At 45.6% G+C, this 25,199-nt stretch carries 20 protein-coding genes and 1 pseudogene; 14 read left to right on the forward strand and 7 right to left on the reverse strand.

Going from position 1 to position 25,199, the window contains the following annotated elements; translation table 11 throughout:
- Window positions 1-34 precede the first annotated feature (34 nt).
- The 3 genes from hslV (at window position 35) to Vt282_RS00920 (ending at window position 3,940) form a co-directional block, all read left to right on the forward strand.
- On the forward strand, window positions 35-577 hold the full coding sequence (gene hslV, locus Vt282_RS00910) for an ATP-dependent protease subunit HslV (protein ID WP_162047360.1): 543 nt from the start codon (window positions 35-37) through the stop codon (window positions 575-577).
- Between the two features lie 40 nt (window positions 578-617).
- Window positions 618-1,952 carry an HslU--HslV peptidase ATPase subunit gene (gene hslU / locus Vt282_RS00915; protein ID WP_162047359.1) on the forward strand — a complete coding sequence of 445 codons (1,335 nt, stop codon included), beginning with the start codon at window positions 618-620 and terminating at the stop codon, window positions 1,950-1,952.
- A 386-nt stretch (window positions 1,953-2,338) separates the two neighbouring features.
- Entirely contained in the window at window positions 2,339-3,940 is a 1,602-nt protein-coding gene (locus Vt282_RS00920) for a BCCT family transporter (protein ID WP_162062331.1), read from the forward strand.
- Window positions 3,941-4,007: 67 nt separating this feature from the next.
- Here Vt282_RS00920 and frdD read toward each other — a convergent pair whose 3' ends face one another.
- Genes frdD through frdA form a run of 4 tightly spaced genes read right to left on the reverse strand, consistent with a single transcriptional unit; the run spans window position 4,008 to window position 7,379 of the window.
- Window positions 4,008-4,385 carry a fumarate reductase subunit FrdD gene (gene frdD / locus Vt282_RS00925; protein WP_162062332.1) on the reverse strand — a complete coding sequence of 126 codons (378 nt, stop codon included), beginning with the start codon at window positions 4,383-4,385 and terminating at the stop codon, window positions 4,008-4,010.
- 11 nt (window positions 4,386-4,396) lie between these two features.
- Window positions 4,397-4,780 (reverse strand): fumarate reductase subunit FrdC, encoded by a 384-nt coding sequence (gene frdC / locus Vt282_RS00930; RefSeq protein WP_162062333.1) that lies wholly within the window; start codon window positions 4,778-4,780, stop codon window positions 4,397-4,399.
- Between the two features lie 2 nt (window positions 4,781-4,782).
- Window positions 4,783-5,547, reverse strand: a complete 765-nt coding sequence (locus Vt282_RS00935; RefSeq protein ID WP_162047355.1) for a succinate dehydrogenase/fumarate reductase iron-sulfur subunit — start codon at window positions 5,545-5,547, stop codon at window positions 4,783-4,785.
- Window positions 5,547-7,379 carry a fumarate reductase (quinol) flavoprotein subunit gene (gene frdA, locus Vt282_RS00940; protein WP_162062334.1) on the reverse strand — a complete coding sequence of 611 codons (1,833 nt, stop codon included), beginning with the start codon at window positions 7,377-7,379 and terminating at the stop codon, window positions 5,547-5,549. The genes Vt282_RS00935 and frdA overlap by 1 nt, the downstream gene beginning before the upstream one ends.
- 407 nt (window positions 7,380-7,786) lie before the next feature.
- Between frdA and epmA the strand changes: the two genes are divergently transcribed.
- The 5 genes from epmA (at window position 7,787) to cysE (ending at window position 12,147) form a co-directional block, all read left to right on the forward strand.
- Window positions 7,787-8,752 (forward strand): elongation factor P--(R)-beta-lysine ligase, encoded by a 966-nt coding sequence (epmA, locus tag Vt282_RS00945; protein ID WP_415663429.1) that lies wholly within the window; start codon window positions 7,787-7,789, stop codon window positions 8,750-8,752.
- Window positions 8,753-8,909: 157 nt separating this feature from the next.
- Window positions 8,910-9,344 (forward strand): rhodanese-like domain-containing protein, encoded by a 435-nt coding sequence (locus Vt282_RS00950; RefSeq protein ID WP_162062335.1) that lies wholly within the window; start codon window positions 8,910-8,912, stop codon window positions 9,342-9,344.
- Between the two features lie 163 nt (window positions 9,345-9,507).
- The gene (gene secB, locus Vt282_RS00955) at window positions 9,508-9,978 is read left to right on the forward strand and encodes a protein-export chaperone SecB (RefSeq protein WP_162047351.1); all 471 of its coding nucleotides are present in this window, start codon (window positions 9,508-9,510) and stop codon (window positions 9,976-9,978) included.
- Window positions 9,979-10,172: 194 nt separating this feature from the next.
- Window positions 10,173-11,207, forward strand: coding sequence for an NAD(P)H-dependent glycerol-3-phosphate dehydrogenase (gpsA, locus tag Vt282_RS00960; RefSeq protein WP_162047350.1), 1,035 nt, complete (start codon window positions 10,173-10,175; stop codon window positions 11,205-11,207).
- 118 nt (window positions 11,208-11,325) lie between these two features.
- Window positions 11,326-12,147 (forward strand): serine O-acetyltransferase, encoded by an 822-nt coding sequence (gene cysE / locus Vt282_RS00965; protein ID WP_162047349.1) that lies wholly within the window; start codon window positions 11,326-11,328, stop codon window positions 12,145-12,147.
- A gap of 62 nt (window positions 12,148-12,209) precedes the next feature.
- Here cysE and Vt282_RS00970 read toward each other — a convergent pair whose 3' ends face one another.
- The 3 genes from Vt282_RS00970 to argE form a co-directional block, all read right to left on the reverse strand.
- Entirely contained in the window at window positions 12,210-12,749 is a 540-nt protein-coding gene (locus tag Vt282_RS00970; RefSeq protein ID WP_162047348.1) for a PadR family transcriptional regulator, read from the reverse strand.
- Window positions 12,750-13,189: 440 nt separating this feature from the next.
- Entirely contained in the window at window positions 13,190-15,823 is a 2,634-nt protein-coding gene (gene ppc / locus Vt282_RS00975) for a phosphoenolpyruvate carboxylase (RefSeq protein WP_162063656.1), read from the reverse strand.
- Between the two features lie 295 nt (window positions 15,824-16,118).
- On the reverse strand, window positions 16,119-17,264 hold the full coding sequence (argE, locus tag Vt282_RS00980) for an acetylornithine deacetylase (protein WP_162062336.1): 1,146 nt from the start codon (window positions 17,262-17,264) through the stop codon (window positions 16,119-16,121).
- A 149-nt stretch (window positions 17,265-17,413) separates the two neighbouring features.
- Here argE and argC point away from each other — a divergent pair, with 149 nt between their 5' ends.
- From argC to ahpF, 6 genes and pseudogenes are all read left to right on the forward strand, one after another.
- Window positions 17,414-18,415: an N-acetyl-gamma-glutamyl-phosphate reductase gene (argC, locus tag Vt282_RS00985; protein ID WP_162062337.1), complete on the forward strand. Its 1,002-nt coding sequence runs from the start codon at window positions 17,414-17,416 to the stop codon at window positions 18,413-18,415.
- Between the two features lie 22 nt (window positions 18,416-18,437).
- Window positions 18,438-19,229, forward strand: a complete 792-nt coding sequence (argB, locus tag Vt282_RS00990; RefSeq protein ID WP_162062338.1) for an acetylglutamate kinase — start codon at window positions 18,438-18,440, stop codon at window positions 19,227-19,229.
- A gap of 86 nt (window positions 19,230-19,315) precedes the next feature.
- On the forward strand, window positions 19,316-20,533 hold the full coding sequence (locus Vt282_RS00995; RefSeq protein ID WP_162047343.1) for an argininosuccinate synthase: 1,218 nt from the start codon (window positions 19,316-19,318) through the stop codon (window positions 20,531-20,533).
- A 125-nt stretch (window positions 20,534-20,658) separates the two neighbouring features.
- Window positions 20,659-22,026 (forward strand): annotated as a pseudogene (gene argH / locus Vt282_RS01000) (argininosuccinate lyase); the annotation flags it as partial.
- A 458-nt stretch (window positions 22,027-22,484) separates the two neighbouring features.
- Window positions 22,485-23,042: an alkyl hydroperoxide reductase subunit C gene (gene ahpC / locus Vt282_RS01005; RefSeq protein WP_162047341.1), complete on the forward strand. Its 558-nt coding sequence runs from the start codon at window positions 22,485-22,487 to the stop codon at window positions 23,040-23,042.
- A gap of 162 nt (window positions 23,043-23,204) precedes the next feature.
- Window positions 23,205-24,773, forward strand: a complete 1,569-nt coding sequence (gene ahpF, locus Vt282_RS01010) for an alkyl hydroperoxide reductase subunit F (protein WP_162062340.1) — start codon at window positions 23,205-23,207, stop codon at window positions 24,771-24,773.
- Window positions 24,774-25,199: the final 426 nt, after the last annotated feature.

Below are 25,199 nucleotides of genomic sequence, written 5' to 3' on the forward strand. Positions count from 1 at the left end.
TAATAGCGAATTTTAAGAACAAGAGGCCCTACTCGTGACTACCATCGTATCTGTACGTCGAAATAACAAAGTTGTCATCGCGGGTGATGGACAAGTATCCCTAGGCAATACCGTGATGAAAGGCAATGCGCGTAAAGTGCGCCGTCTATACAACGGCAAAGTCCTTGCCGGTTTTGCTGGTGGTACAGCCGATGCTTTCACTCTGTTTGAGCGTTTTGAAAGTAAATTGCAAATGCACCAAGGTCATCTGACTAAAGCGGCGGTGGAATTGGCGAAAGATTGGCGCAGCGATCGTGCATTGCGTAAGCTTGAAGCACTACTTGCCGTTGCTGATGAAACTGCTTCTTTAATCATCACTGGTAACGGTGATGTGGTGCAGCCTGAGCATGATCTGATCGCAATTGGCTCTGGTGGCAACTTTGCGCAAGCGGCAGCAACGGCACTGCTTGAAAATACCGAATTGGATGCACGTGAAATCGCTGAAAAAGCATTGACGATTGCGGGTGATATTTGTGTGTTCACCAACCATTACCACACTATCGAAGAACTAGAAATTCCAGCGGAACAAGCGGAATAAAACCAAAGATATTGGTAGAAGAATTTAAGGAATTTGGATTATGTCTGAAATGACTCCTCGTGAAATTGTTCATGAATTAAATCGCCATATCATTGGCCAAGACAAAGCAAAGCGTTCGGTTGCGATCGCACTGCGTAACCGCTGGCGTCGTATGCAGCTTGAAGAAAGTTTGCGTGCTGAAGTGACACCAAAGAACATTCTGATGATTGGTCCAACTGGTGTGGGTAAAACCGAGATCGCGCGTCGCCTAGCGAAACTGGCAAATGCGCCGTTTATCAAAGTGGAAGCAACTAAGTTCACCGAAGTGGGTTATGTTGGTAAGGAAGTAGAAACGATCATTCGCGATCTTACCGACGTAGCAATCAAGATGACTCACCAACAAGCGATGGAAAAAGTAAAATTCCGCGCTGAAGAGCAAGCTGAAGAACGTATTCTTGATGCGTTACTACCGCCAGCACGTGATGCTTGGGGACAAAATCAGCAAGCGGAAGAAACCAGTTCAAATACGCGCCAAATCTTCCGTAAGAAGTTACGTGAAGGTCAACTAGACGACAAAGATATCGAGATTGATGTTGCTGCGCCGCAAATGGGTGTAGAGATCATGGCGCCTCCAGGCATGGAAGAGATGACCAATCAGCTGCAAAGCATGTTCTCGAATTTGGCTGGTGACACCAAGAAGAAGCGTAAGCTGAAAATTAAAGATGCGCTAAAAGCGGTGACTGAAGAAGAAGCGGCTAAGCTTGTCAATCAAGAAGAACTGAAAGAGCAAGCGATCTACAACGTTGAAAACAACGGTATCGTATTTATCGATGAGATCGACAAAATCTGTAAGCGTGGTGAAAGCTCAGGCCCTGACGTATCACGTGAAGGTGTGCAACGTGACCTTCTTCCATTGATTGAAGGCAGTACGGTTTCAACCAAGCACGGCATGGTGAAAACAGACCATATTCTGTTTATCACTTCGGGTGCTTTCCAAGTGGCGAAGCCATCAGATTTGATTCCTGAGCTGCAAGGTCGTCTGCCGATTCGCGTTGAATTAGAGGCGCTTTCAAGCCATGACTTCAAACGTATTTTGACTGAGCCTAAAGCATCGCTGACTGAGCAATACATTGCGCTGATGAAAACCGAAGAAGTGGATGTCGAGTTCACAGAAGATGGTATCGTGCAAATCGCAGAAGCAGCTTGGACCGTTAATGAAACAACAGAGAATATCGGTGCTCGTCGTCTACATACGGTGATGGAGCGCTTGATGGATGAGATTTCATTTGAAGCGACAGATAAACCGGGCAGTAAGTTAGTGATTGATGCAGCTTACGTGAAAGCTCGTTTAGGTGAGTTCGTTGAAGACGAAGATCTTAGTCGTTTTATTCTGTAATCGAATTTACTGACATTCAGCCCTGCCATTTTGGCGGGGCTTTTTTATGCCTAAAATTGGTCATTTTGATTTGTTTACTAAGCGTTAATCTGCCTTATCAAGAGTGCTGCTATACCCACTCTAAGTGGGGATGTGTCGCTAAAAATCACCAGCGATATGATATTTTTATACAATTTTTGAATTAGTAAAATGACCGGATATTAGGGTTAGGTAGTAAATTATAAATAATTTAATAGCTTAGATAGTGCCTTGTGTCGGTTCTTGGTGTGCAATTTGATAAAAGTGTCTGTATGATGCCTTGCCTTTGTGATCATTCTCATGCTCTGGACGAGCTATGAGGGAAATACGCCTAACCCGTCATACGGGCCAAAAAAAGCGAGACTCTAATGTCTAAAGGCACTCTGGCTGCAGAACTATCCTGCACTAGTGAAGGTGAGTATTCATCTTCATCGTTTACTAATAATAGTAAGCCTTCAATTCGCTCCCAACTGGAGCTGTCTAACCCTGTGCTATGGATAAGTGGCACCTTTCTTTCTCTGTTTGTATTGCTTGCTCTGATCGACACTGAGCTGTTGACAGCGTTAGTAAATACCGGTTTTAGCTATGCAACCCAATGGTTTGGTGGCTACTGGCAGATTTTACTCCTCGCCAATTTTGTCATCGGTTTATTTATCGCACTTGGACAAACCGGCTACGTGCGTTTAGGTGGCTTAGCTGCTCCTGAAATTGAGACCGCTAAATGGTTATCGATCGTACTTTGTACTTTGCTCGCTGGTGGCGGCGTATTTTGGGCAGCGGCTGAACCAATTGCTCACTTTGTCTCTGCACCGCCATTTTATGGCTCTGAAAGTAGCGCTCGAGATATGGCAATCAATGCCTTGTCTCAGTCATTTTTGCACTGGGGATTTCTTGCTTGGGCGATTTTAGGTTGCTTGTCTTCAATCGTGTTGATGTATCTGCACTATGAGAAAGGTTTGCCTCTTAAACCTCGCACGCTGCTCTATCCTGTCTTTGGCCAACGTGTGATTGATGGTTGGCTTGGTAATGTGGTAGATGCGCTGAGCATTATTGCGGTTGCTGCCGGTACTATTGGACCGATTGGCTTTTTAGGCCTGCAGATCAGTTATGCGCTCAATACGTTGTTTGGTTTACCTGACAGCTTTGCAACCCAGACCTTAGTCGTCGTGCTTGCGATGGTTTGCTACACCTTGTCTGCGCTTAGTGGTTTGAGCCGAGGTATTCAATTGGTGAGCCGCTACAACATCATTCTCTCCTTGGCATTGGTGGCGTTTATTCTGATCTCGGGGCCAACCAGCTTTATCATTGATGGTTATATTCAAGGGGTAGGGCGCATGGTCGATAACTTTGTACCTATGGCTCTTTACCGAGGTGATACTGGCTGGTTAAGTTGGTGGACTGTGTTCTTTTGGGGCTGGTTTATTGGTTATGCACCGATGATGGCGATATTTATCGCTCGTATTTCACGTGGGCGTACTATTCGTCAATTGATTCTGGCGATCAGCATTGCCGCGCCACTGATCACCTGTTTTTGGTTTAGTATTGTTGGTGGTAGTGGACTTGCGTTTGAGCTGGCTAACCCTGGCAGTATTCAAGCAGGTTTTGAAGGTTTTAATTTGCCTGGCGCGCTCCTTGCCATCACTAAGCAGCTGCCGTTCCCAATGCTGATTTCGATTTTGTTTTTAGTCTTAACCACCACTTTTATTGTCACTACTGGTGATTCGATGACTTACACCATCAGTGTAGTGATGACAGGTAATAGCCAACCCAATGCGTTGATTCGCACCTTTTGGGGACTGGTTATGGGGACAGTGGCGATTGTACTGATTTCGATGGGCGATGGAGGCATCTCTGCCTTGCAATCCTTTATCGTCATTACCGCAGTGCCGACCTCGTTTATTATTCTGCCATCATTGTGGAATGCGCCTAAAATTGCCCAGCAGATGGCTAAGAAACAAGGGCTAATCTAGTTTGCTTGCCAAATAAAAATCCCCCAAAGTTTGGGGGATTTTTTATCTTATGATGTTAGCTTTTCGCTTAGATCATAAATACGAATACCACGGCTAGTGCTGTGATTAGGAAAGCGAATGCGTAGCAAAGCACTTTGCCTACCACACCAGTGTGGAATTTAAGATCGTGCATACCGTGGTGAACACGGTGCATTGCATGCCACATTGGTAGCGCTAATGATGCGATAATAAATAGCGCACCGATGATGCTGGTTGCAAACTCAGCAACACGTTCATAGCTCAGTGCTTCGGCATCAATAATACCTAGTGGAGCAAGAATGCCTAGAACCAAAATGGTGATTGGTGTGATCATTGCAAACCAAGTACCACCGGCACCAAATAGACCCCACCAAATTGGCTCATCAGAGCGACGTGGAGCACGATCAACTTTGTAATTTGGGTTCATAACTCGGCTCCTTAAACGATGAATAGAACAACAAGCGAGATAAACGCTACTGCTGCCCATTGAGCAAGAACGATAACTTTCTTATCAACTGGTTTGCCTTTCAGACGAATTGGCACCACTTGAGGCATCATGCTAAAGAAAGTTTGTGCGTGCAGTAGGCTACCTGCTAGTGCCACGATGTTAATCGCAATCACGATAGGGTTCGCCATAAAGTCCAACCATGCTTGCCACGCTTCCGCGCCTTTTACTAATGCACCTAAACCTACAGTAAGGAATAGAGTGAATAGAATTAGCGGTAATACTGTTGCTTCACGCATCATGTAGAAGCGGTAGAAAGGGCTGCTTTGCCACCAAGTACGTTTCATTTCACGTACATAAGGTTTACGGTTACTCATGTTTACGCCTCCTCAGTACTTGGTACTGGCTTGCCATCAGGCTTTAGCATTGCAATCACAAAGTCCATTGATGATTCTACTTTGCCTTGGTTTACCGCTGATGCAGGGTCTACGTGCTTCGGACATACTTCTGAACAGTAACCGACAAAAGTACAGCCCCAAGCGCCGTTTTTACCATTGATCAGAGCCATACGCTCATGTTTGCCATTGTCACGGCTATCTAGGTTGTAGCGGTGCGCAAGCGTTAGAGCAGCAGGACCAATAAACTCTGGGTTTAGACCAAACTGCGGACACGCTGCGTAACACAAACCACAGTTGATACAGCCAGCAAATTGCTTGTATTTCGCCATTTGCTCTGGTGTTTGTAGGTTCGTGCCGTCTTCAGGTTTACGGTCATTACCAATGATGTAAGGTTTAATCGCTTCAAGGCGCTCAATGAATGGCGTCATATCAACAATCAAGTCTTTCTCGATTGGGAAGTTTGCCAAAGGCTCAATCTTCAAACCATCTGGGTAATCACGTAAGAAGCTCTTACATGCCAGTTTTGGCACGCCATTCACCATGATGCCGCAAGAACCACAAATCGCCATACGGCAAGACCAGCGGTAAGACAGGTCTTTATCTAGATGGTCTTTTACATAGCCAAGTGCGTCTAGCACTGACATGGTTTCATCAAATGGCACTTCAAAGTTTTGAAAATGCGGTTCAGCATCCTGCTCTGGGTCGTAACGTAGGATGTCGACTTTTTGAATACGGTTAGCTGACATTATGCTTGCTCCTCTACGTTCTTCTCTGCTGCTGGCGCTGCGTTTTGTGCTGCCGCTTCTTCTGCTGCTGCTTTCTCAGCCGCTTCACCGTATAGACGTGCTTTTGGCTGTGACTTAGTGATGGTTACATCGCTGTAGTCGATCGTTGGTGCCGCATCTTCTTGGAAGAAAGCAAGAGTATGTTTTAGGAAGTTAACGTCATCACGCTCAGTGCAACCATCATCAAGACGTTGGTGCGCACCACGAGATTCTTTACGTAGAATTGCAGAGTGAACCATCGCTTCCGCTACTTCTAGGCCGTAGCCCACTTCGATTGCATAAAGAAGGTCAGTGTTAAACACTTTGCCTTTGTCTTTGATGCTGATGTTTTTGTAGCGAGCTTTAAGTTCAGTGATCTTATCGATCGTTGCTTGCATCAGATCTTCTTGGCGGTAGATACCACAACCTGCTTCCATGGTGTGACCCATTTCAGTACGGATTTGCGCCCAGTTTTCGTCGCCTTCTTGGTTTAGCAAGGATTCAATACGAGCTTCGACTGCTTTTACTTGCGCTGCAATCGATGCGTCATTCCAGCCTTGGAATTCAGCCGCACGTTTTACAGCATTTTCACCTGCAACACGGCCAAATACCACGAACTCAGCCAATGAGTTAGAACCTAGACGGTTTGCGCCGTGCAGACCAACAGACGCACATTCACCAACGGCGAACAGGCCTTTAATGCGTGTTTCACATTGTTTGTCTGTTTCGATACCACCCATGGTGTAGTGTACAGTTGGGCGAATTGGAATTGGCTCTTTTGCTGGGTCAACGTTTACGTAAGCTTTTGCTAGCTCACAGATAAACGGTAGACGCTCGTGAAGGTATTCTTCACCTAGGTGGCGCAGATCAAGGTGCACGACATCACCTAGCGGGTGCTTGATGGTGTTGCCTTTTTGCTGCTCATGCCAGAATGCTTGTGAAACTTTGTCACGTGGACCTAGTTCCATGTATTTGTTCTTTGGTTGGCCGACTGGTGTTTCAGGGCCCATACCGTAGTCTTGTAGGTAACGGTAACCGTTTTTGTTGACGATGATACCGCCTTCACCACGACAACCTTCAGTCATCAAGATACCAGTACCAGGAAGACCAGTTGGGTGGTATTGAACGAATTCCATGTCACGTAGAGGTACGCCATGGCGGTAAGCCATTGCCATACCGTCACCAGTTACGATACCGCCGTTGGTATTACAGTGGTAAACACGACCTGCGCCACCGGTTGCTAGAACAACAGATTTTGCTTTGATGGTGACTAGTTCACCTTCTGCCATGTGAATTGCTACTAGGCCTTGCACTTCACCTTCATCAACCAATAGATCAACCACGAAGTACTCATCAAAACGCTTGATGTTTGAGTATTTGATTGAAGTTTGGAATAGAGTGTGAAGCATGTGGAAGCCAGTTTTATCGGCTGCGAACCATGTGCGTTCAACTTTCATACCGCCAAAGCGACGAACGTTGACTTCACCATTCTCCTTACGGCTCCATGGACAACCCCATTGCTCCATTTGGATCATTTCACGGGTTGAGTTTGCCACGAAGTATTCAACTACATCCTGTTCACATAGCCAGTCGCCACCACCAACAGTGTCGTTGAAGTGGTTATCTAGGCTATCTTCTTCCTTGATAACTGCTGCTGAGCCACCCTCTGCAGCGACGGTGTGCGATCGCATTGGATAAACTTTAGAGATCAGTGCGACTTCCAAGTCAGGGTTTGCTTCTGCCGCTGCAATAGCAGTACGAAGACCAGCGCCGCCAGCGCCGATGACTGCGATATCTGTGATGATAGTTTGCACAGTTATCCTCCAGTGTGTAAGTGCGGTAAACCGCTCGTTATAGTTAAGAGAGTCTGTGCAGGTAGTTACTTTCTAGCTTGATAAGAACGTGCTACACATGGCTCAAAAGTGTTGATATCAGTGTAAGAGAGCGCGCTGTGCTAAAAATTGATTTGGGCGAGTTTTTGCTTCGGTATTGCATCTGAGAGCATAAAAATGTTGTGATATGTGAGGCTAATCACGGCATTGCTTTCAGCGGCGAATATTTATAGATATCAGTATGTTAATGTCATGTAGCAACTGTGTTCTATTGTGATAAATTTGATTTATCAGTACGTTAGTGACGTGCTTCTAGCTAGCACTTGCGTCTAAGTAAAAAAGTGATAATGTCGCCGTCCTCCGATTGGAAAGATAAAAAGGTAATAAAAATGAGTTGGCAGCCAACCGCGTCAATGGAGTTGCTGCGCAAGCGCGCAATGATTCTTGGTCAAATTCGACAGTTTTTCGCACAGCGCAATGTATTGGAGGTGGATACACCAGCAATGAGCCATGCGACGGTGACGGACTTCCATCTTCATACTTTCCAAACGGACTTTATTGGTCCGGGTTATGCCGACGGTAGTAAATTGTATCTAATGACGAGCCCAGAATTTCATATGAAGCGCTTACTGGCGGCGGGCAGTGGTTGTATCTACCAAATTAACAAAGCCTTTCGTAATGAAGAGAACGGCCGTTACCACAACCCTGAATTCACTATGTTAGAGTGGTATCGCGTTGGTTTTGATCATCATAAATTGATGGATGAAATGGATGATTTACTGCAACTGGTATTAAAAGGTGGGCAAGCCGAGCGCATGACCTACCAGCAGGCTTTTATTAAAGTGCTCAATGTATGTCCGCTAGAAGCGTCGATGCTTGAGCTTAAGAAAGCTGCCGCCAAATTAGGTTTGAGTGATATTGCTGAGCCCGAAGAAGATCGCGACACTTTACTGCAACTGCTCTTTAGTATTGGTGTTGAGGCTAAGATTGGTCAGCTGGTGCCTGCTTTTGTGTATGACTTTCCTGCCAGCCAAGCGGCTCTGGCTAAGATTAATCCGAACGATCCACGTGTTGCCGATCGCTTTGAGGTCTATTTTAAAGGTATCGAATTAGCGAATGGTTTTCACGAGCTGGATAACCCAAGTGAACAATTGGCGCGTTTTGAGCAAGATAATGCTAAGCGTATTGAAATGGGTTTAACGGCTCAGCCAATTGACTACCACTTAATTGAAGCGCTCAAAGCGGGCCTACCTGAGTGCGCGGGCGTGGCTTTGGGGATTGACCGTTTGATCATGTTGGCGCTGGATTGCGATCATATCGATCAAGTCACGGCATTCCCGTTTCCAATTGCTTAATCGCAGGGCGATACTAATCGCGCAAAGCGTGGTGGGGATCTCCGATTCTTGTGGTTCTAGGCTCGCTTAGATCAAACAAGCCCGTTATACTCCCACACTGATTTATTAAAACTGGGGCAGATTATCTTGCCCCCTTATCTATACAAGAGCACAGGATATGCAAGAGTACATCGCGTTTTTCCAAGAGAATATGATCATGTCATTGGTATGGGTCGGTCTAGTGATCGCACTTATCATGAACATCGTTAAAACATCGACTGCGGCTTACAAAGAAATTTCAACGGGTGAAGTCACGCAAAAAATTAACCGTGAAAACGGCGTGGTAATCGACATTCGTTCAAAAGATGAGTTTAAGAAAGGTCATATTACAGAAGCACTTCACATTTTACCTTCAGATATCAAAGCTGGTAACTTCGGTAGTATTGAAAACCGCAAAGCTGACCCAATCATTGTGGTATGCAAAACTGGTCAAACCGCTCAAGAAAGCGCGAACTTGCTGACAAAAGCAGGTTTTGAAAAAGTGTTCGTTCTTAAAAACGGCCTAGTTTCTTGGAGTGAAGCAAACCTACCGCTAGTACGTGGCAAGAAATAACGTCGCGGTAAGAATAGTTAAGACAAGTAACGTTGGATAAATATTCGACGTTATAGAAAGAGAGATGTGAACAGTGACACGAAATCCACGTTTCGACTAGTGCTCTCGCTCTCTCTTGGTTAGTCTCAAGCATATTATCTAATTTGAAATAAAGGATTTAACGATGGCTGAAGCAGCACCGCAACAAGAAGCGCAAAACTTTGTAATTCAACGTATCTTCCTAAAAGATGTGTCTTTTGAAGCGCCTAACTCACCTGAAATGTTCCAAAAAGAGTGGAAACCAGAAGTTAAACTGGATCTAGATACTCAAAGCCGTGAACTAGGCCAAGGTGTTTACGAAGTTGTACTACGTCTAACTACGACAGTGACAAATGCAGAAGAAACGGCGTTCCTATGTGAAGTTCAACAAGGTGGTATTTTCACTGCTGAGAACATGGAACCAGGTCAACTAGCACACTGCCTAGGCGCATTCTGCCCTAACGTTCTTTTCCCTTACGCGCGTGAAACTATTTCAAGCCTTGTAATGAAAGGTACATTCCCACAACTTAACCTTGCGCCAGTGAACTTTGATGCGTTGTTTATGAACTACCTTCAACAGCAAGCACAGCAAGGCGAAAGCCAAGCGGAAGCATAATTAACGCCTTTTCATAGCGTTATATATATTGTAGTAATGCACAAGGCATCGAAGTATCGTATGCGTTGTGCATTTTTGTTTTAAGCTTAACTGAAGTACTCTCAATGCAATTGAGAATAAGTGGTTATACCTCAGCTTCTTCGTAACAATGAGCTGCGGTATAACAACTCGATAAATGTTGAACAGGCGGAATAATGACAAATTCAAACATCAATAATGCCTACGGCAAAGAGATTTCAATGACGGTATTAGGCGCAGGCTCCTATGGCACCTCACTGGCTATCTCTCTGGCGCGTAATGGCGCCAATGTGGTGATTTGGGGGCATGAGCCTGAGCATATGGCGAAGTTGGAAGCTGATCGAGCTAACCAGGAATTTTTGCCTGGTATCGATTTCCCTGAGTCATTGATTGTTGAGACCGATCTGCAAAAAGCAGTGCAAGCGAGCCGTGATCTATTGGTGGTAGTGCCAAGCCATGTATTTGGTATCGTTTTGAATAGTGTAAAACCTTACTTGCTGAACAACTCCCGTATTTGTTGGGCTACCAAAGGGTTAGAGCCTGAAACGGGTCGTTTGCTGAAAGAAGTTGCGCACGACATTATTGGTGAAGATTATTCACTGGCAGTGCTTTCTGGCCCTACGTTTGCGAAAGAGTTAGCGATGGGTATGCCAACCGCAATTTCAGTAGCGTCTCCAGATGCTCAGTTTGTTGCCGATTTACAAGAAAAGATCCATTGCAGCAAAACCTTCCGCGTGTATGCCAACAGTGATTTTATTGGTATGCAATTGGGCGGCGCAGTGAAAAACGTGATTGCAATTGGCGCGGGTATGTCAGACGGTATTGGCTTTGGCGCCAATGCACGTACTGCATTGATTACTCGTGGCTTAGCGGAAATGTGCCGCTTAGGCGCTGCGCTGGGTGCGCAAACAGAAACGTTTATGGGTATGGCCGGCTTAGGTGACCTTGTACTAACCTGTACAGATAACCAATCACGTAACCGTCGTTTTGGTTTGGCTCTAGGTCAAGGTAAAGATGTGGACACGGCACAGCAAGAAATTGGTCAAGTGGTTGAGGGTTACCGCAATACCAAAGAAGTGTGGATGCTGGCACAACGTATGGGTGTAGAAATGCCAATCGTTGACCAAATTTACCAAGTGCTTTATCAAAATAAAGACGCGCGAGAGGCGGCAAAAGACCTACTTGCACGCGATAAGAAAGCGGAAGCGTAGAATAAGGAAGATATCCCGGTTCGGCTTGGTGTACCCAACTCGGCTCATCCATGAGGAGAAAGAGTGGAGTTGTAGCACCAAGCGGTAATGGGAAGTTGTTTAGAAAGGTTCTATCACTATGAAATGTTGCGAGAAAAAACAGATCTGGCAGACGATTGTTCAAGAAGCAAGAGAGCAATCTGAGCAAGAGCCAATGCTTGCCAGTTTTTATCATGCAACCATCATCAAGCATGAAAGCTTGTGTGCAGCATTAAGTTATATTTTAGCTAATAAGCTGAACACGGCCTCGATGCCTGCAATGGCGGTGCGTGAAGTGGTTGAAGAAGCGTTTGCCGCTGATCCAACGATCACTGAGGCGGCAGCTTGTGATATTTGTGCTACGGTGAATCGCGACCCAGCAGTGGCGATGTATTCCATTCCGCTGTTGTACCTTAAAGGTTACCACGCTTTGCAAGGGTATCGCGTTGCTAACTGGTTGTGGAAGCAGGGTAGGGTTGCTCTGGCGACTTATTTGCAAAACCAGATTTCGGTAGCTTGTCAGGTTGATATTCACCCAGCAGCAAAAATTGGTCATGGCATCATGCTTGACCATGCGACGGGCATCGTCATTGGTGAGACGGCAGTCGTCGAAAATGATGTGTCAATTTTGCAGGATGTAACTCTAGGTGGTACCGGTAAAGAGTGTGGTGATCGTCATCCGAAAATTCGTGAAGGCGTAATGATTGGCGCTGGTGCGAAGATTCTTGGCAATATTGAAGTCGGTGAAGGGGCAAAAATTGCGTCTTGTTCAGTGGTATTGCATGAAGTACCACCACACACCACAGTGGCTGGTGTTCCGGCAAAAATTGTGGGCCGCCCACAATCTGACAAACCATCGCTGGATATGGATCAGCAGTTTAATGGTAAGTCGCAGCAAATGATGTATGGCGACGGTATCTAATACTTTTAACCTATCCAATAAGAGAAAGGTTGGCAATTGCCAACCTTTTCTATCTTTACTCTTTAGTCTTGTGCGTCCAGTTCAGCTAGAACTTCTTCTGCCCACTCAACCCAAGTTTTGCGCATCAATAGGTTGCGACGAAGTGTTAAACGCTCTAAACGCTGTTGTTTGTCTAGCGTGGTGACATCTGCGTAGTAAGCGCTTTCGATTTCGTTGTAGTGTTCAACAAGTTTGCGTGACTCTTCAACTAGCTCTGTCAGTTGTGCTTTGAACGGTGCTGCAGATTGTACTGAGCAAGCCATGAGTTTTGCTGAAAATTCATCACGTACAGTTGGATGTACCGTTGGTTGATCAAACCATTCACCAAGTGCAATGCGCCCAGAGTCGGTGATTGAATATACTTTACGATCCGGTTTGCCTTCTTGCGGTTCTAATACACAGGTCACTAGGTTGTGCTGTGCCATTTTGTTTAGTTCGCGATACACCTGTTGATGACTCGCTTTCCAAAAGTAACCGATAGTCGCGGAAAATTCCTTAGTGATGTCGTATCCAGTAGCGTCGCGTGTGCTAAGCACTGTCAAAATTACGTGTGGTAATGACATGTCTTTAATCCAAATGGTCAATAGAACACAAATCAACTGCTAACATCTCTATGTGCTTCTAAAGGCACCCGTGTTATATCAATGAAAGCAGTACCAACAATGTTGGTCATGTCACCTTAAAAAGCCGTTATGCACCTAGTTCGGTTTAGTAAACCGAAACCCGCGAGTTGTATTTTTTTGTCTGTTTCGCAGGGGAGCGACATTATATCTAAATAATAAGCATAAAGTGGAATAGATGAAGTGTTATCGCCAAAAAAACTAACAAAACACTCAATAAATCCACAATGTCGAATTATATGCTAAATCTAGACTCATTATGTCTTATAGATGAAATTTTGTGTTGCAAGCTGTCGTTGCAATGTGATTTAGCTCACTTGAATGCTGCCAAATGGCCAAAAAGAAAGAAGGCCACGAATCGTGGCCTTCTGATTGGAGAGGTATTAACCGGTATTGCGCATGCCAGCTGCAATGCCTGCGATGGTTACCATGAGCGCTTCCTCTAATTCGGGGCGCGGTTCATCAACTTGGCGAGTACGATACAGCAACTCTGCTTGCAGCATATTGAGTGGCTCAACATAGATATTACGCAGACGAATTGACTCTTGGCCCCAAGGGTCGCTTTGCATTAGGTTCTCATTGTTTTCTACGTTCAGAACCGTTTTGATGTCTTTTTGCAATTGTGTTCTTAGTCGATCACCCAATGGCAGCAATGCAGGATCAGCAAGGCGCTCGTCATAGTAACGGGAAATTCCGATATTGCATTTCGAGTACACCATTTCCAGCATGCCAAGACGCGTGGAGAAGAACGGCCATTCACGACACATCTCTTCTAAACGAGCTTGGTGGCCTTGGTCAATCGCATGTTGAATCGCTTCGCCAGCGCCAAGCCAAGCTGGTAGCACCAAGCGGTTTTGGCTCCATGAGAAGATCCACGGAATCGCACGTAAACTTTCTACACCACCATTTGGATTACGTTTCGCTGGGCGTGAGCCTAATGGTAGTTTACCGAGCTCCATTTCAGGTGTTGCTTGACGGAAGTAAGGCACAAAATCAGGCTCGCCACGCACAATACCACGGTAAGCATCGCAGCTGACATCGGAGACCTCATTCATCAGATCACGCCATTCTTGTTTAGGCTCTGGTGGTGGTAGCAAGTTCGCTTCTAAGATTGCACTGGCGTACATATTGAAGCTGTTGACAGCTACATCAGGTAGACCAAGTTTAAAGCGAATCATCTCGCCTTGCTCAGTCACACGTAGCCCGCCTTTTAGGCTCTTTGGCGGCTGTGATAGCAATGCAGCATGTGCTGGTGCACCACCACGACCGATAGTACCGCCGCGGCCGTGGAATAGCGTTAGCTCAATGCCTTCACGATCGGCTACTTTTACCAGCGCATCCATGGCGCGGTACTGTGCCCAACCAGCCGCCATGACGCCAGCATCTTTGGCAGAGTCGGAGTAACCGATCATGACCATTTGTTGGTTTTGAATAAAGCCGCGGTACAGATCAATATCCAGCAGTTGGTTGATCACTGACTCGGCATTATTTAAGTCATCCAATGTTTCGAACAGTGGACAGACATCCATGCGGTATGGACAACCGGCTTCTTGCAGCAGCAAATGCACAGCCAGTACATCAGACGCGGTACGCGCCATTGAAATTACGTAAGCACCAAAGGCATCACGAGGTTGAGCGGCGATAGTGCGGCAAGTATCGATCACTTCTTTTACTGCTGGTGAAGGTTGCCAATCACGAGGTAAAAGCGGACGTTTAGAGCTTAACTCTTGAGTTAAGAAGGTAATTTTATCTTGCTCGCTCCATTGATCGTAGTCACCAATGCCCAAGTAGCGGGTCAATTCAGAGATCGCATCAGAATGGCGAGTGCTCTCTTGGCGAATATCAAGACGAACAAGGTGAACACCAAATGCTTTGACGCGGCGTAGCGTATCAAGGAGTGAGCCATCTGCAATCACACCCATGCCACACTCATGCAGTGAGCGGTAACACGCGTATAGTGGTTGCCATAGTTGATCAGCATTTTGTAGTGGTGCTTTGACTGCCAGTTTTTGACCATGAACCTTGGCATCAAGAATGTCTTTGGTTTCGTTTAGCAATGCACGCAGCGATTTTAGGATCGCGCGGTACGGCTCATGCTCATCTTCACCAGCTAATGCGCGTACTTCATCATTACAACGAGTCATAGATAGTTCACTGACGAGCTCGTTAATGTCGTTGAGGTACAGATCAGCGGCTTTCCAGCGTGAGAGCAACAGTACTTCACGAGTGATGGTGTGGGTAACGAATGGGTTGCCGTCACGGTCACCACCCATCCAAGATGAGAAATGAACCGGCGCAGCATCAATTGGTAAACCTTCACCTAAGTATGAATCTAGGCGTTCGTTCAATTCACGTAGAAACTCAGGTACCGCTTCCCATAGTGAGTTTTCAACCACAGCAAAGCCCCATTTCGCTTCATCAAGCGGTGTTGGGCGTTGCTGACGAATCACATCTGAATGCCAGCTTTGCGCAATCAACTGCTCTAGGCGACGCTCGGTTTTCGCGCGCTCTTTAAGTGAAAGGTCGTTTAACTCTAACTTGGATAGGCACTCATTGATCTTAACTAACTTGTTGATCATGGTGCGACGCGTGATTTCTGTTGGGTGCGCCGTGAGAACGAGTTCGATATTCAGATCGCGAACTGCTTGAGCGATATCGAGTTTGCTTACATCGTTTTGGCTAAGTTTAGAGAATAACGCGTTAATCGCATCAGGTTGGCAAACATGGGCATCACAATGACGGGAAATTGTATGGTATTGCTCTGCCATATTGGTCAGATTGAGGAATTGGTTAAATGCGCGAGCAACGGGAGTGAGCTCTTCATTGGATAGGCTTTTGATTTCTTCTATCAAATGGTCGCGGTCGGTTTGGTTGCCAGATCGAGCTGATTTTGACAGCTTACGAATGGTTTCTACCTTATCAAGAATCGCTTCGCCGTGAGCATCTTTAATGGTATTACCGAGTAGGTGACCTAACATGCTTACGTTACTTCGCAAAGCCGAGTATTTCTCGTTCATCATCATCCTGCCTTGTAAATAAATTACATCCATTGTTATGTGATGTTTGACAATCTATCTAAAACCAACACCTTGAGTCAATTGGTGCCAGTTAAGTTTTCATTAATGGCGTCAATGGCGCTAACTTCGATAATATGAACTAATCTGTTCAAAATACTGTAAAAATTACACAAAAATTCCGAAATGTGAGGTGTGTCACTGTATGATTTATCATCAATTTTAGCAATTGGGCTTTAGTCGAGATGCCAGAGATCTGCATGAAAGAGCCAGCAAAATACTGGCTCTGCCATGTGCGTTATTGTGATGTACAGCAGTGTTGATAAATGGCCTTCGATAGAACATTGATGGTTGGATCAATAAAATCAAAGCTAAGGTACTCATCCGGTTGATGAGCTTGATCTATAGAGCCTGGGCCAAGCACTAGCGTTGGGCATAACTGACTTAAAAACGGCGCTTCAGTACAGTAGTTAACGGTTTCTGAAGAGGTTTGACATAACTGCTCCATACCCGTGACAAACGGATGGTCATGCTGACATTCAAATCCAGGTATAGGCTCATGCAAAGGATGAATCTCAATTCGACCTGGCCACTTCGCTTGTACTTCTCTCAGCGCGCTGCGCAGCATATTGTCCAAACCATCTAAACTGATCCCCGGCAACGGGCGAACGTCATAGTGCAGTTCGCAGCAGCCGCAAATTCGGTTGGCGCTATCACCGCCATGGATATGACCAAGGTTTAGGGTTGGACTTGGAATCGCAAAGCCAGGGTGATGATATTCTTTAATGAGTTTGTCACGCAGTTGCATTAATGCAAACAGCACTTCATGCATAATCTCGATAGCATTGACACCCAGTGCCGGATCCGATGAGTGACCTGATTTTCCTGTCACTCGCACTGCATTGGCTACGTGACCTTTATGGCCGCGAATCGGTACTAAACTGGTGGGCTCACCAATAATGCAGTAGTCAGGCTTGATTGGTGTGTTATCGGTAAAGTGACGAGCTCCAAGCATCGAGGTCTCTTCATCACAGGTTGCTAACACATACAACGGTTTGCTTTGTTGGCTCCAGTCGATGCTTTTTACCGCTTCAATGATAAAGGCGAAAAAGCCTTTCATATCTGCCGTACCTAAGCCATAGAAGCGATTGTTATCTTCAGTAATCGCATGAGGTTCATAGTTCCATCGGCCTTGATCAAACGGCACGGTATCACTGTGGCCTGCCAGCAGCAGTCCACCTTCACCTTGTCCTTTCTTTGCCAGCAAGTTGTATTTGCCCGGCGCAGCCTGAATTACATCTACCTCAAAACCAAGGTCTTGAAACCATGTGGCCAGCTTTTCTATCACTTGCTGGTTGCCTTCATCCCAGCGAGGGTCAGAAGAGCTAATAGAAGACGTTGAAATTAGGCCGCGATAGACCTCAATAAAATTGGGTAGTTGCATATTATCTTCGTTTCCCTGTTGACAGACGCTAACTAAGAAGGTAAAACACATATTAAATCAGTTTAAATGAATAAAAATCATTAAAACCAATTTGAATAGTTTTTAGTCACATTGAGTGACGTTAAATTTAAATGATATGGATGTCTAAAATGCTAAAAACGACCATCATTGGTGCCACAGGCTATACCGGAGCAGAACTTGCACTGATGGTGCACAAACACCCACAGCTTACGCTAACAGGTTTATACGTATCCGCCAATAGTGCAGATGCAGGAACGCCAATTTCAGCCTTGCATGGCAAGTTGGCAGGCTTGGTTGATGATCAAGTCCAACCGTTGCTTGATGTTGAAGCGGTCGCACAAAACAGTGATGTCGTGTTTCTCGCGACCGCACATGAAGTGAGTCATGACCTAGCGCCGACCTTATTAGCACATGGTTGCCAAGTCTTTGATCTGTCTGGTGCATTTCGGGTTAAGAAAAGTGGCTTTTACCCAACGTTTTATGGTTTTGAACATCAACATGAACAATGGCTAGATAACGCGGCTTATGGCCTCGCGGAATGGGCAAGTGAAGACATTAAACAAAGCCAGTTGATTGCGGTTCCGGGTTGTTACCCAACGGCATCACAATTGGCAATAAAACCCCTTCTCGAGGCTGGCTTAATCGATACTAATCAATGGCCGGTTATCAACGCGACCAGTGGCGCTTCGGGTGCCGGTCGCAAAGCAACGCTGACCAATAGCTTATGTGAGGTCAGCTTACATCCTTATGGCGTGTTCTCTCATCGCCATCAACCTGAAATCGCCACACATCTAGGTTGTGATGTGATTTTTACGCCGCATTTAGCAGATTTTAAGCGTGGCATTCTGGCCACTATCACCATGAAGCTAAATACTGGCGTGAGCGCAGAACACGTTGCAGAAGCTTTCCATTCTGCTTATCAAGCTAAGCCGTTGGTGCGCGTAGTGAGTGGTATGCCAAAGCTACAAAACGTTCAGTTTACCCCGTTTTGTGATATCGGCTTTTCGGTACAAGGGCAGCACATCATTGTCTGCTCGGTGATTGATAACTTATTGAAAGGCGCATCCAGCCAAGCGATGCAGTGTTTGAATATCCATTACGGATACCCTGAGCTAACCGCACTGATTTAATCAGTCATATCAAGGAGTAGTTATGACAGATAGTAAGCAAAATCCATTGGTGATCAAACTAGGCGGCGCAGCGCTGTCTTGTTCTAACACATTAAGCCAACTGTTTGGTGCGATTGCGGATTACCAAGCTCAGGCGCAGCGACCGATAGTGATTGTTCATGGCGGCGGTTACTTGGTCGATGACTTAATGAAAAAGCTGCAATTGCCAACGGTGAAAAAGCAGGGCTTACGAGTTACCCCTTATGATCAAATTCCACTGATTGCGGGTGCATTGGCAGGCACGGCGAATAAATTGCTGCAAGGTCAGGCAATTAAAGATGGCTTAAACGCAGTTGGCTTGAGCCTTGCTGACGGTGGTTTGTGCCAGGTTGAAGAGCTTGACCCAGAGCTTGGTGCGGTTGGCAAAGCGATGCCGGGCAATTCAGCGGTGCTGCAAGCCGTGCTCGCAACAGGTGCTCTGCCAATTATCAGTTCAATTGGCATGACGGCAGAAGGCCAGTTGATGAATGTTAATGCAGACCAAGCCGCTGTTGCGGTTGCTGGGGCGTTAGATGCAGAGTTGGTATTGCTCTCAGATGTGAGCGGCGTATTAGACGGCAAAGGTAATTTGATCAAAAGTTTGGACGAGCAAAAGGCCAATCAACTGATCGATGGGCAAGTGATCACCGATGGCATGATCGTAAAAGTTAAAGCAGCGCTTGAAGCGGCCAATGATTTAGGTCGACCAATTGAAGTGGCGACTTGGCGTTATCCAGAAAAACTGGCACTGCTATTTGCAGGCAACAGTATCGGCACACAGTTTTTGCCGCAATAAATCTTCTATTTCAGAAAAGCATTTGTTTAGACAGTAATAACAAGGATTAGTACCTAGGCAGTGATGCTTAGGCTCGGAGAGTGAAAATGAGCAAAGTAAACGTAAACAAAGTAGTAGTGGCATATTCTGGTGGTCTAGATACTTCAGTGATCATTCCATGGCTAAAAGAGAACTATGATTGTGAAGTGGTGGCATTTGTTGCCGATGTTGGCCAAGGTTTCTACGAGCTAGAAGGCATTGAGCAGAAAGCGATCGCTTCTGGCGCATCAGAGTGTTACGTCGTTGACCTCAAAGAAGAGATGGTCGCGGAGTACATTAACCCAACGCTAAAAACAGGCGCATGCTACGAAGGTAAATACCTACTCGGTACATCAATGGCTCGTCCAATCATTGCCAAAGCTCAAGTTGAAATTGCTCGTAAAGTAGGTGCTGACGCACTGTGTCACGGCTGTACCGGTAAAGGTAATGACCAAGTCCGTTTTGAAGGTGCGTTTGCAGCCCTTGCTCCAGACCTAAAAGTGATTGCACCATGGCGTGAGTGGGATCTAGTTAGCCGTGAAGAGTGCTTGGATTACCTTAAAGAGCGTAACATTCCATGTTCAGCGTCTATTACCAAGATCTATTCACGTGATGCCAACGCATGGCACCTATCAACTGAAGGTGGTGTGCTAGAAAATACATGGAACGCACCGAATGAAGATTGCTGGGCGTGGACAGTGGACCCTGAGCAAGCGCCAGATCAAGCAGAATACGTGTCGCTTAAAGTTGAAAAAGGTGAAGTGGTTGCCGTCGATGGCGAAGCGATGACGCCATACAACGCACTGGTTTACCTCAACGATAAAGGTGTAAAACACGGTATTGGTCGTATCGATATCGTTGAAAACCGTCTAGTTGGTATGAAATCTCGTGGCTGTTACGAAACACCTGGGGGCACCATCATCATGGAAGCGCTGCGTGCAGTAGAGCAGTTAGTTTTAGATAAGACTTCGTTCGAATTTCGTGAAGAGTTGGGTGTGAAGGCTGCACAACTTGTATACGATGGTCGTTGGTTTACGCCTCTATGTAAATCAGTATTAGCGGCAGCCGATGAGTTAGCCCAAGACGTCAATGGCGAAGTCGTGATCAAACTTTACAAAGGCCAAGCAACCGTAACGCAAAAACGTTCAGACAACAGCTTGTACAGCGAAGAGTTTGCAACCTTTGGTGCGGACGAAGTGTATGACCAAAGTCATGCTGGTGGCTTTATCCGTCTGTACTCGCTATCAAGCAGAATCAGAGCGCTAAACGCAGCAAACAAAAAATAACATCAATATCTGGTGGCTGAATGTTTGGCCGCCAGTACCATTAAGCTCAGCGGAGTCTGAGTAATGTGACCAAATTATTCAGGGTTCAGCCTCGGCTGGATCCTTTGATTATCAGGAGAGATGCCATGGCACTATGGGGCGGTAGATTTACCCAAGCAGCAGATACACGTTTTAAAGACTTCAATGACTCGCTTCGTTTCGATTATCGCCTAGCTGTGCAAGATATCGTTGGCTCAGTCGCTTGGTCAAAAGCGTTAGTGACAGTGGGTGTTTTGAGCGAGCAAGAGCAGCAACAACTTGAGCAGGCTTTGAGTGAGCTGCAAGCTAGCGTTGAAGAAAATCCGCAGCAGATCTTAGCCTCAGATGCGGAAGATATTCACTCTTGGGTCGAGCAGCAACTGATCGACAAAGTCGGTGATTTGGGTAAAAAACTTCACACTGGCCGTTCTCGTAATGACCAAGTTGCGACAGATTTAAAACTATGGTGTCGTGAACAAGGCGAAGTGCTACTTAAAGCATTGGAAGATCTGCAGTTGCAGTTGGTCAATGTCGCTAAAGCTCATCAAACCACGGTGCTACCAGGGTACACACACTTACAACGCGCTCAACCAGTGACATTTGCCCATTGGTGCTTGGCTTATGTGGAAATGTTTGAGCGTGACCATTCACGTTTGCAAGACGCTGTGGCTCGTCTGAACACTTGTCCATTGGGTTCGGGCGCTCTTGCAGGTACAGCTTATGCGATGGATCGTGAACTGATTGCGCAAAATCTTGGATTTACTCGAGCGACTCGTAACTCACTTGATTCAGTCTCTGATCGTGACCACGTGGTTGAACTGATGTCGGTGGCATCAATCTCAATGCTGCACTTATCTCGCCTTGCCGAAGATATGATTTTCTATAACTCTGGTGAAGCGAACTTTATCGAATTGGCCGATACCGTGACTTCAGGCTCGTCACTGATGCCACAAAAGAAAAACCCAGATGCACTTGAGTTGATTCGTGGCAAAACCGGACGTGTTTATGGCTCATTAGCCGGTATGATGATGACAGTGAAAGCACTGCCGTTGGCGTACAACAAAGATATGCAGGAAGATAAAGAGGGGCTGTTTGACGCTTTGGATACTTGGTTTGATTGTATTGAAATGGCCGTACTCTGTTTTGATGGCATCAAAGTGAACGGTGAACGTACGCTAGAAGCAGCGCAACAAGGCTATGCCAACGCCACTGAACTTGCCGATTACCTAGTAGCCAAAGGGATTCCTTTCCGCGAAGCGCACCATATTGTCGGTGTTGCCGTTGTTGGTGCAATTGAAAAAGGCTGTGCATTGGAAGAGTTATCGTTAGCGGAGCTCAAAGCTTTCTCGCCAGTGATTGAAGAAGATGTGTATGCGATTCTGACGATTGAATCTTGTTTGGCTAAACGCAGTGCGCTGGGCGGCGTGGCACCTGAGCAAGTTGCGTTTGCGGTTGAGCAGGCCGTTTCTCGTTTAGCAAAATAATGGTCGATTAATTTGTGAACAACTCGTTGTTTTCAAAGTAATCGATAAAAAGATCAAAAAAGATCGAGAAAAAATTGAACCATCAGAAAAAGCTTTGGTCTATTACTGTACCACTGCTTTTTCTTAGATGAATCTAAGAGAGCCCTGAAATCAACAATTGATTTCAGGGCTTTTTTCTTTTCCCCTGCCTAATTGGCACTACAGCGTCGTTAAGCTGCATTCGCAAATCGTTCACCATGTAGTAGGTTTCTCTCATTTGTTTGTCTAGATGTGAGCACAATTGTCACCATAATTTCAGGGCGTATACATCGATATGACCTATCAAGTGAAATAGGAAATAACTATCAATAGGATAGTTATAAGCGATTTTTCTTTAACTTAACTTGGTGCGAATATACTTTCCGAAAGCAACAACAGCTCAGCTTAAAACATTCGAAGGAAAGTAAATTATGATTAATACTCAAATCAAACCATTCTCAGCTACAGCATACAAAAACGGTGAATTCGTTGAAGTAACAGAGCAAGATGTTCTAGGTAAATGGGCAGTGTTCTTCTTCTACCCAGCAGACTTTACGTTTGTATGTCCAACTGAACTTGGTGACCTTGCAGACCACTACGAAGAGCTACAAAAACGTGGCGTAGAAGTTTACTCAGTATCGACTGATACACACTTCACTCATAAAGCATGGCACGACAGCTCAGACACAATCGGTAAAATTCAGTACTACATGCTTGGTGACCAAGCAGGTAACATCACAAACAACTTTGGTGTGATGCGTGAAGGTCAAGGTCTTGCAGACCGTGCAACGTTCCTAATCGACCCACAAGGTACTATCCAAGCAATGGAAATCACTGCTGAAGGTATCGGTCGTGACGCAGAAGACCTACTTCGCAAAGTAAAAGCAGCTCAATACGTAGCAGCGCACCCAGGTGAAGTTTGCCCAGCGAAATGGAAAGAAGGCGAAGAGACTCTAGCGCCATCTCTAGACCTAGTTGGCAAAATCTAAGCCACTGAAATTTAGGCTCTAGTCAGTTTTAGTTCTCCTTTTACTGACTAGAACCAAATCAGAGAGCACTTCAGAACAGATACCTTGACGACCTTCTGCCTGATTTGCTCTCTCCCCTCAAGTTTTTATCTACAGTAACCATTTTATCAAGGCAGTAGCACTATGTTAGACCAAGCGATCCAACAACAACTCAAACAATATCTGGCTAATGTAAAACAAGAAGTTCGTTTAGTGGTTAGTCTAGATGAAAGCAAAGCATCGAATGATATCTTGTCGCTAGCGAACCAAATCGCAGAGATGAGCGACCTAATCACAGTTGAACGTGACGATAACGCAAGCGCACGTAAACCAGTGATGGCAGTAACTAACCCAGCAAAAGGCACAACACTGCGCTTTGCAGGTTTACCTATGGGGCACGAATTTACTTCTCTAGTATTGGCGCTGCTTCACTCTGGTGGTCACCCAATCAAACTAGAACCAGAAGTGATTGAGCAAATTGCAGCATTAGACAAAGATCTAGACGTTGAAATCTTTATTTCACTGTCGTGTCAAAACTGTCCGGACGTGGTTCAAGCGTTCAATATGATGGCGGCGATCAATCCGAAAGTAAAAGCAACCATGATCGACGGTGGTTTGTTCCAAGATGAAGTGAAACAACGCGACATCATGGCTGTACCAAGTGTATTTGTGAACGGTGAGCTATTTGGTCAAGGTCGTATGTCTCTAACTGAAATCCTCAACAAAGTGGATGACGGTGCAAGCGAGAAAGTGGCAAAAGCACTGAGCGAAAAAGACCCATACGATGTACTTGTTGTCGGCGGTGGCCCTGGTGGTAGCGCAGCTGCACTATACGCTGCTCGTAAAGGTATTCGCACTGGTGTTGTTGCTAAGCGCTTCGGTGGTCAGGTTATGGACACTATGGCAATCGAGAACTTCATTTCGGTAAAACGCACTGAAGGTCCAAAACTAGCAACTGATCTTGCAGAACACCTCAAAGAATACAACGTAGATGTTGTGACTGAGCAGCAAGCTGAGAAGCTAATGGGTGCGGCACACACAGAAGATGGTTTAATTCACATCCAACTTGAAAGTGGCGCAACGCTGAAGAGTAAAAGTGTCATCCTAAGTACTGGTGCACGCTGGCGTGAAATGAACGTTCCGGGTGAGCAAGAATACCGCAACAAAGGCGTAGCGTACTGCCCACACTGTGACGGTCCATTGTTCAAAGGCAAAAAAACTGCAGTTATCGGTGGTGGTAACTCAGGTATTGAAGCCGCTATTGACCTAGCCGGTATCGTTGAGCACGTAACAGTTCTTGAATTCGCCGATGTACTTCGCGCAGACCAAGTACTTATCGACAAAGCAAACTCATTACCAAACGTCGACATCATCACGATGGCGCAAACCACAGAAGTTGTGGGTGACGGTACTCGCGTAACAAGCTTGAAGTACAAAGACCGCAATACAGATGAAATCAAAGAGATTGAACTGTCAGGTATCTTTGTTCAAATCGGTCTAGTACCAAACACAGAATGGCTAAAAGATTCAGAAGTTGTACTTTCTCAGCGTGGTGAGATTGAAGTTGGTAGCCGTGGTGAAACCAGCCTAGAAGGTGTTTTCGCTGCCGGTGATGCAACGACAGTACCTTACAAACAAATCATCATTGCGATGGGTGAAGGTGCAAAAGCAAGTTTAGGTGCGTTTGATTACCTAATCCGCAAACAAGGTTAAGCGCTAATTGCTAGAACGTCATCTTCTTGATAAGAAGTGAGGTGACAAGAAAAGAACGTTACAGTTAATTACACAGCAAGAAAGAAGCAAAACTAGAAGCCCAATACTTTGCCAGCAGCATCCCACTGCTGGCTTTTTTTTGTTTGCTACTTGCTCATTGCTACCGAGTCGTTTTTGATTCGTGTCAGCGTGTTAGATAAGAACATAAGAAAAAGCCTACTCACATAGACAATTAAGTAAGTAGGCTTTTGGTGGCGCTCAATAAAGACGAGCCATCAGTATTAAACTTCTTCTCCAAATAGGCAGGAGAGGTTAGTGCATAGCGTGCAAGCTAGCTAATACAATCGCACTAAAGCCAAGCACAAACCAGCTCGAACCCATCACTAATGCTGCTTTTAATTCAATACTCACTTTACTTCTCCTCAA

Origin of the sequence: Vibrio taketomensis (genome assembly GCF_009938165.1) — a bacterium.
GTDB classification, from domain to species: Bacteria; Pseudomonadota; Gammaproteobacteria; order Enterobacterales; family Vibrionaceae; genus Vibrio; species Vibrio taketomensis.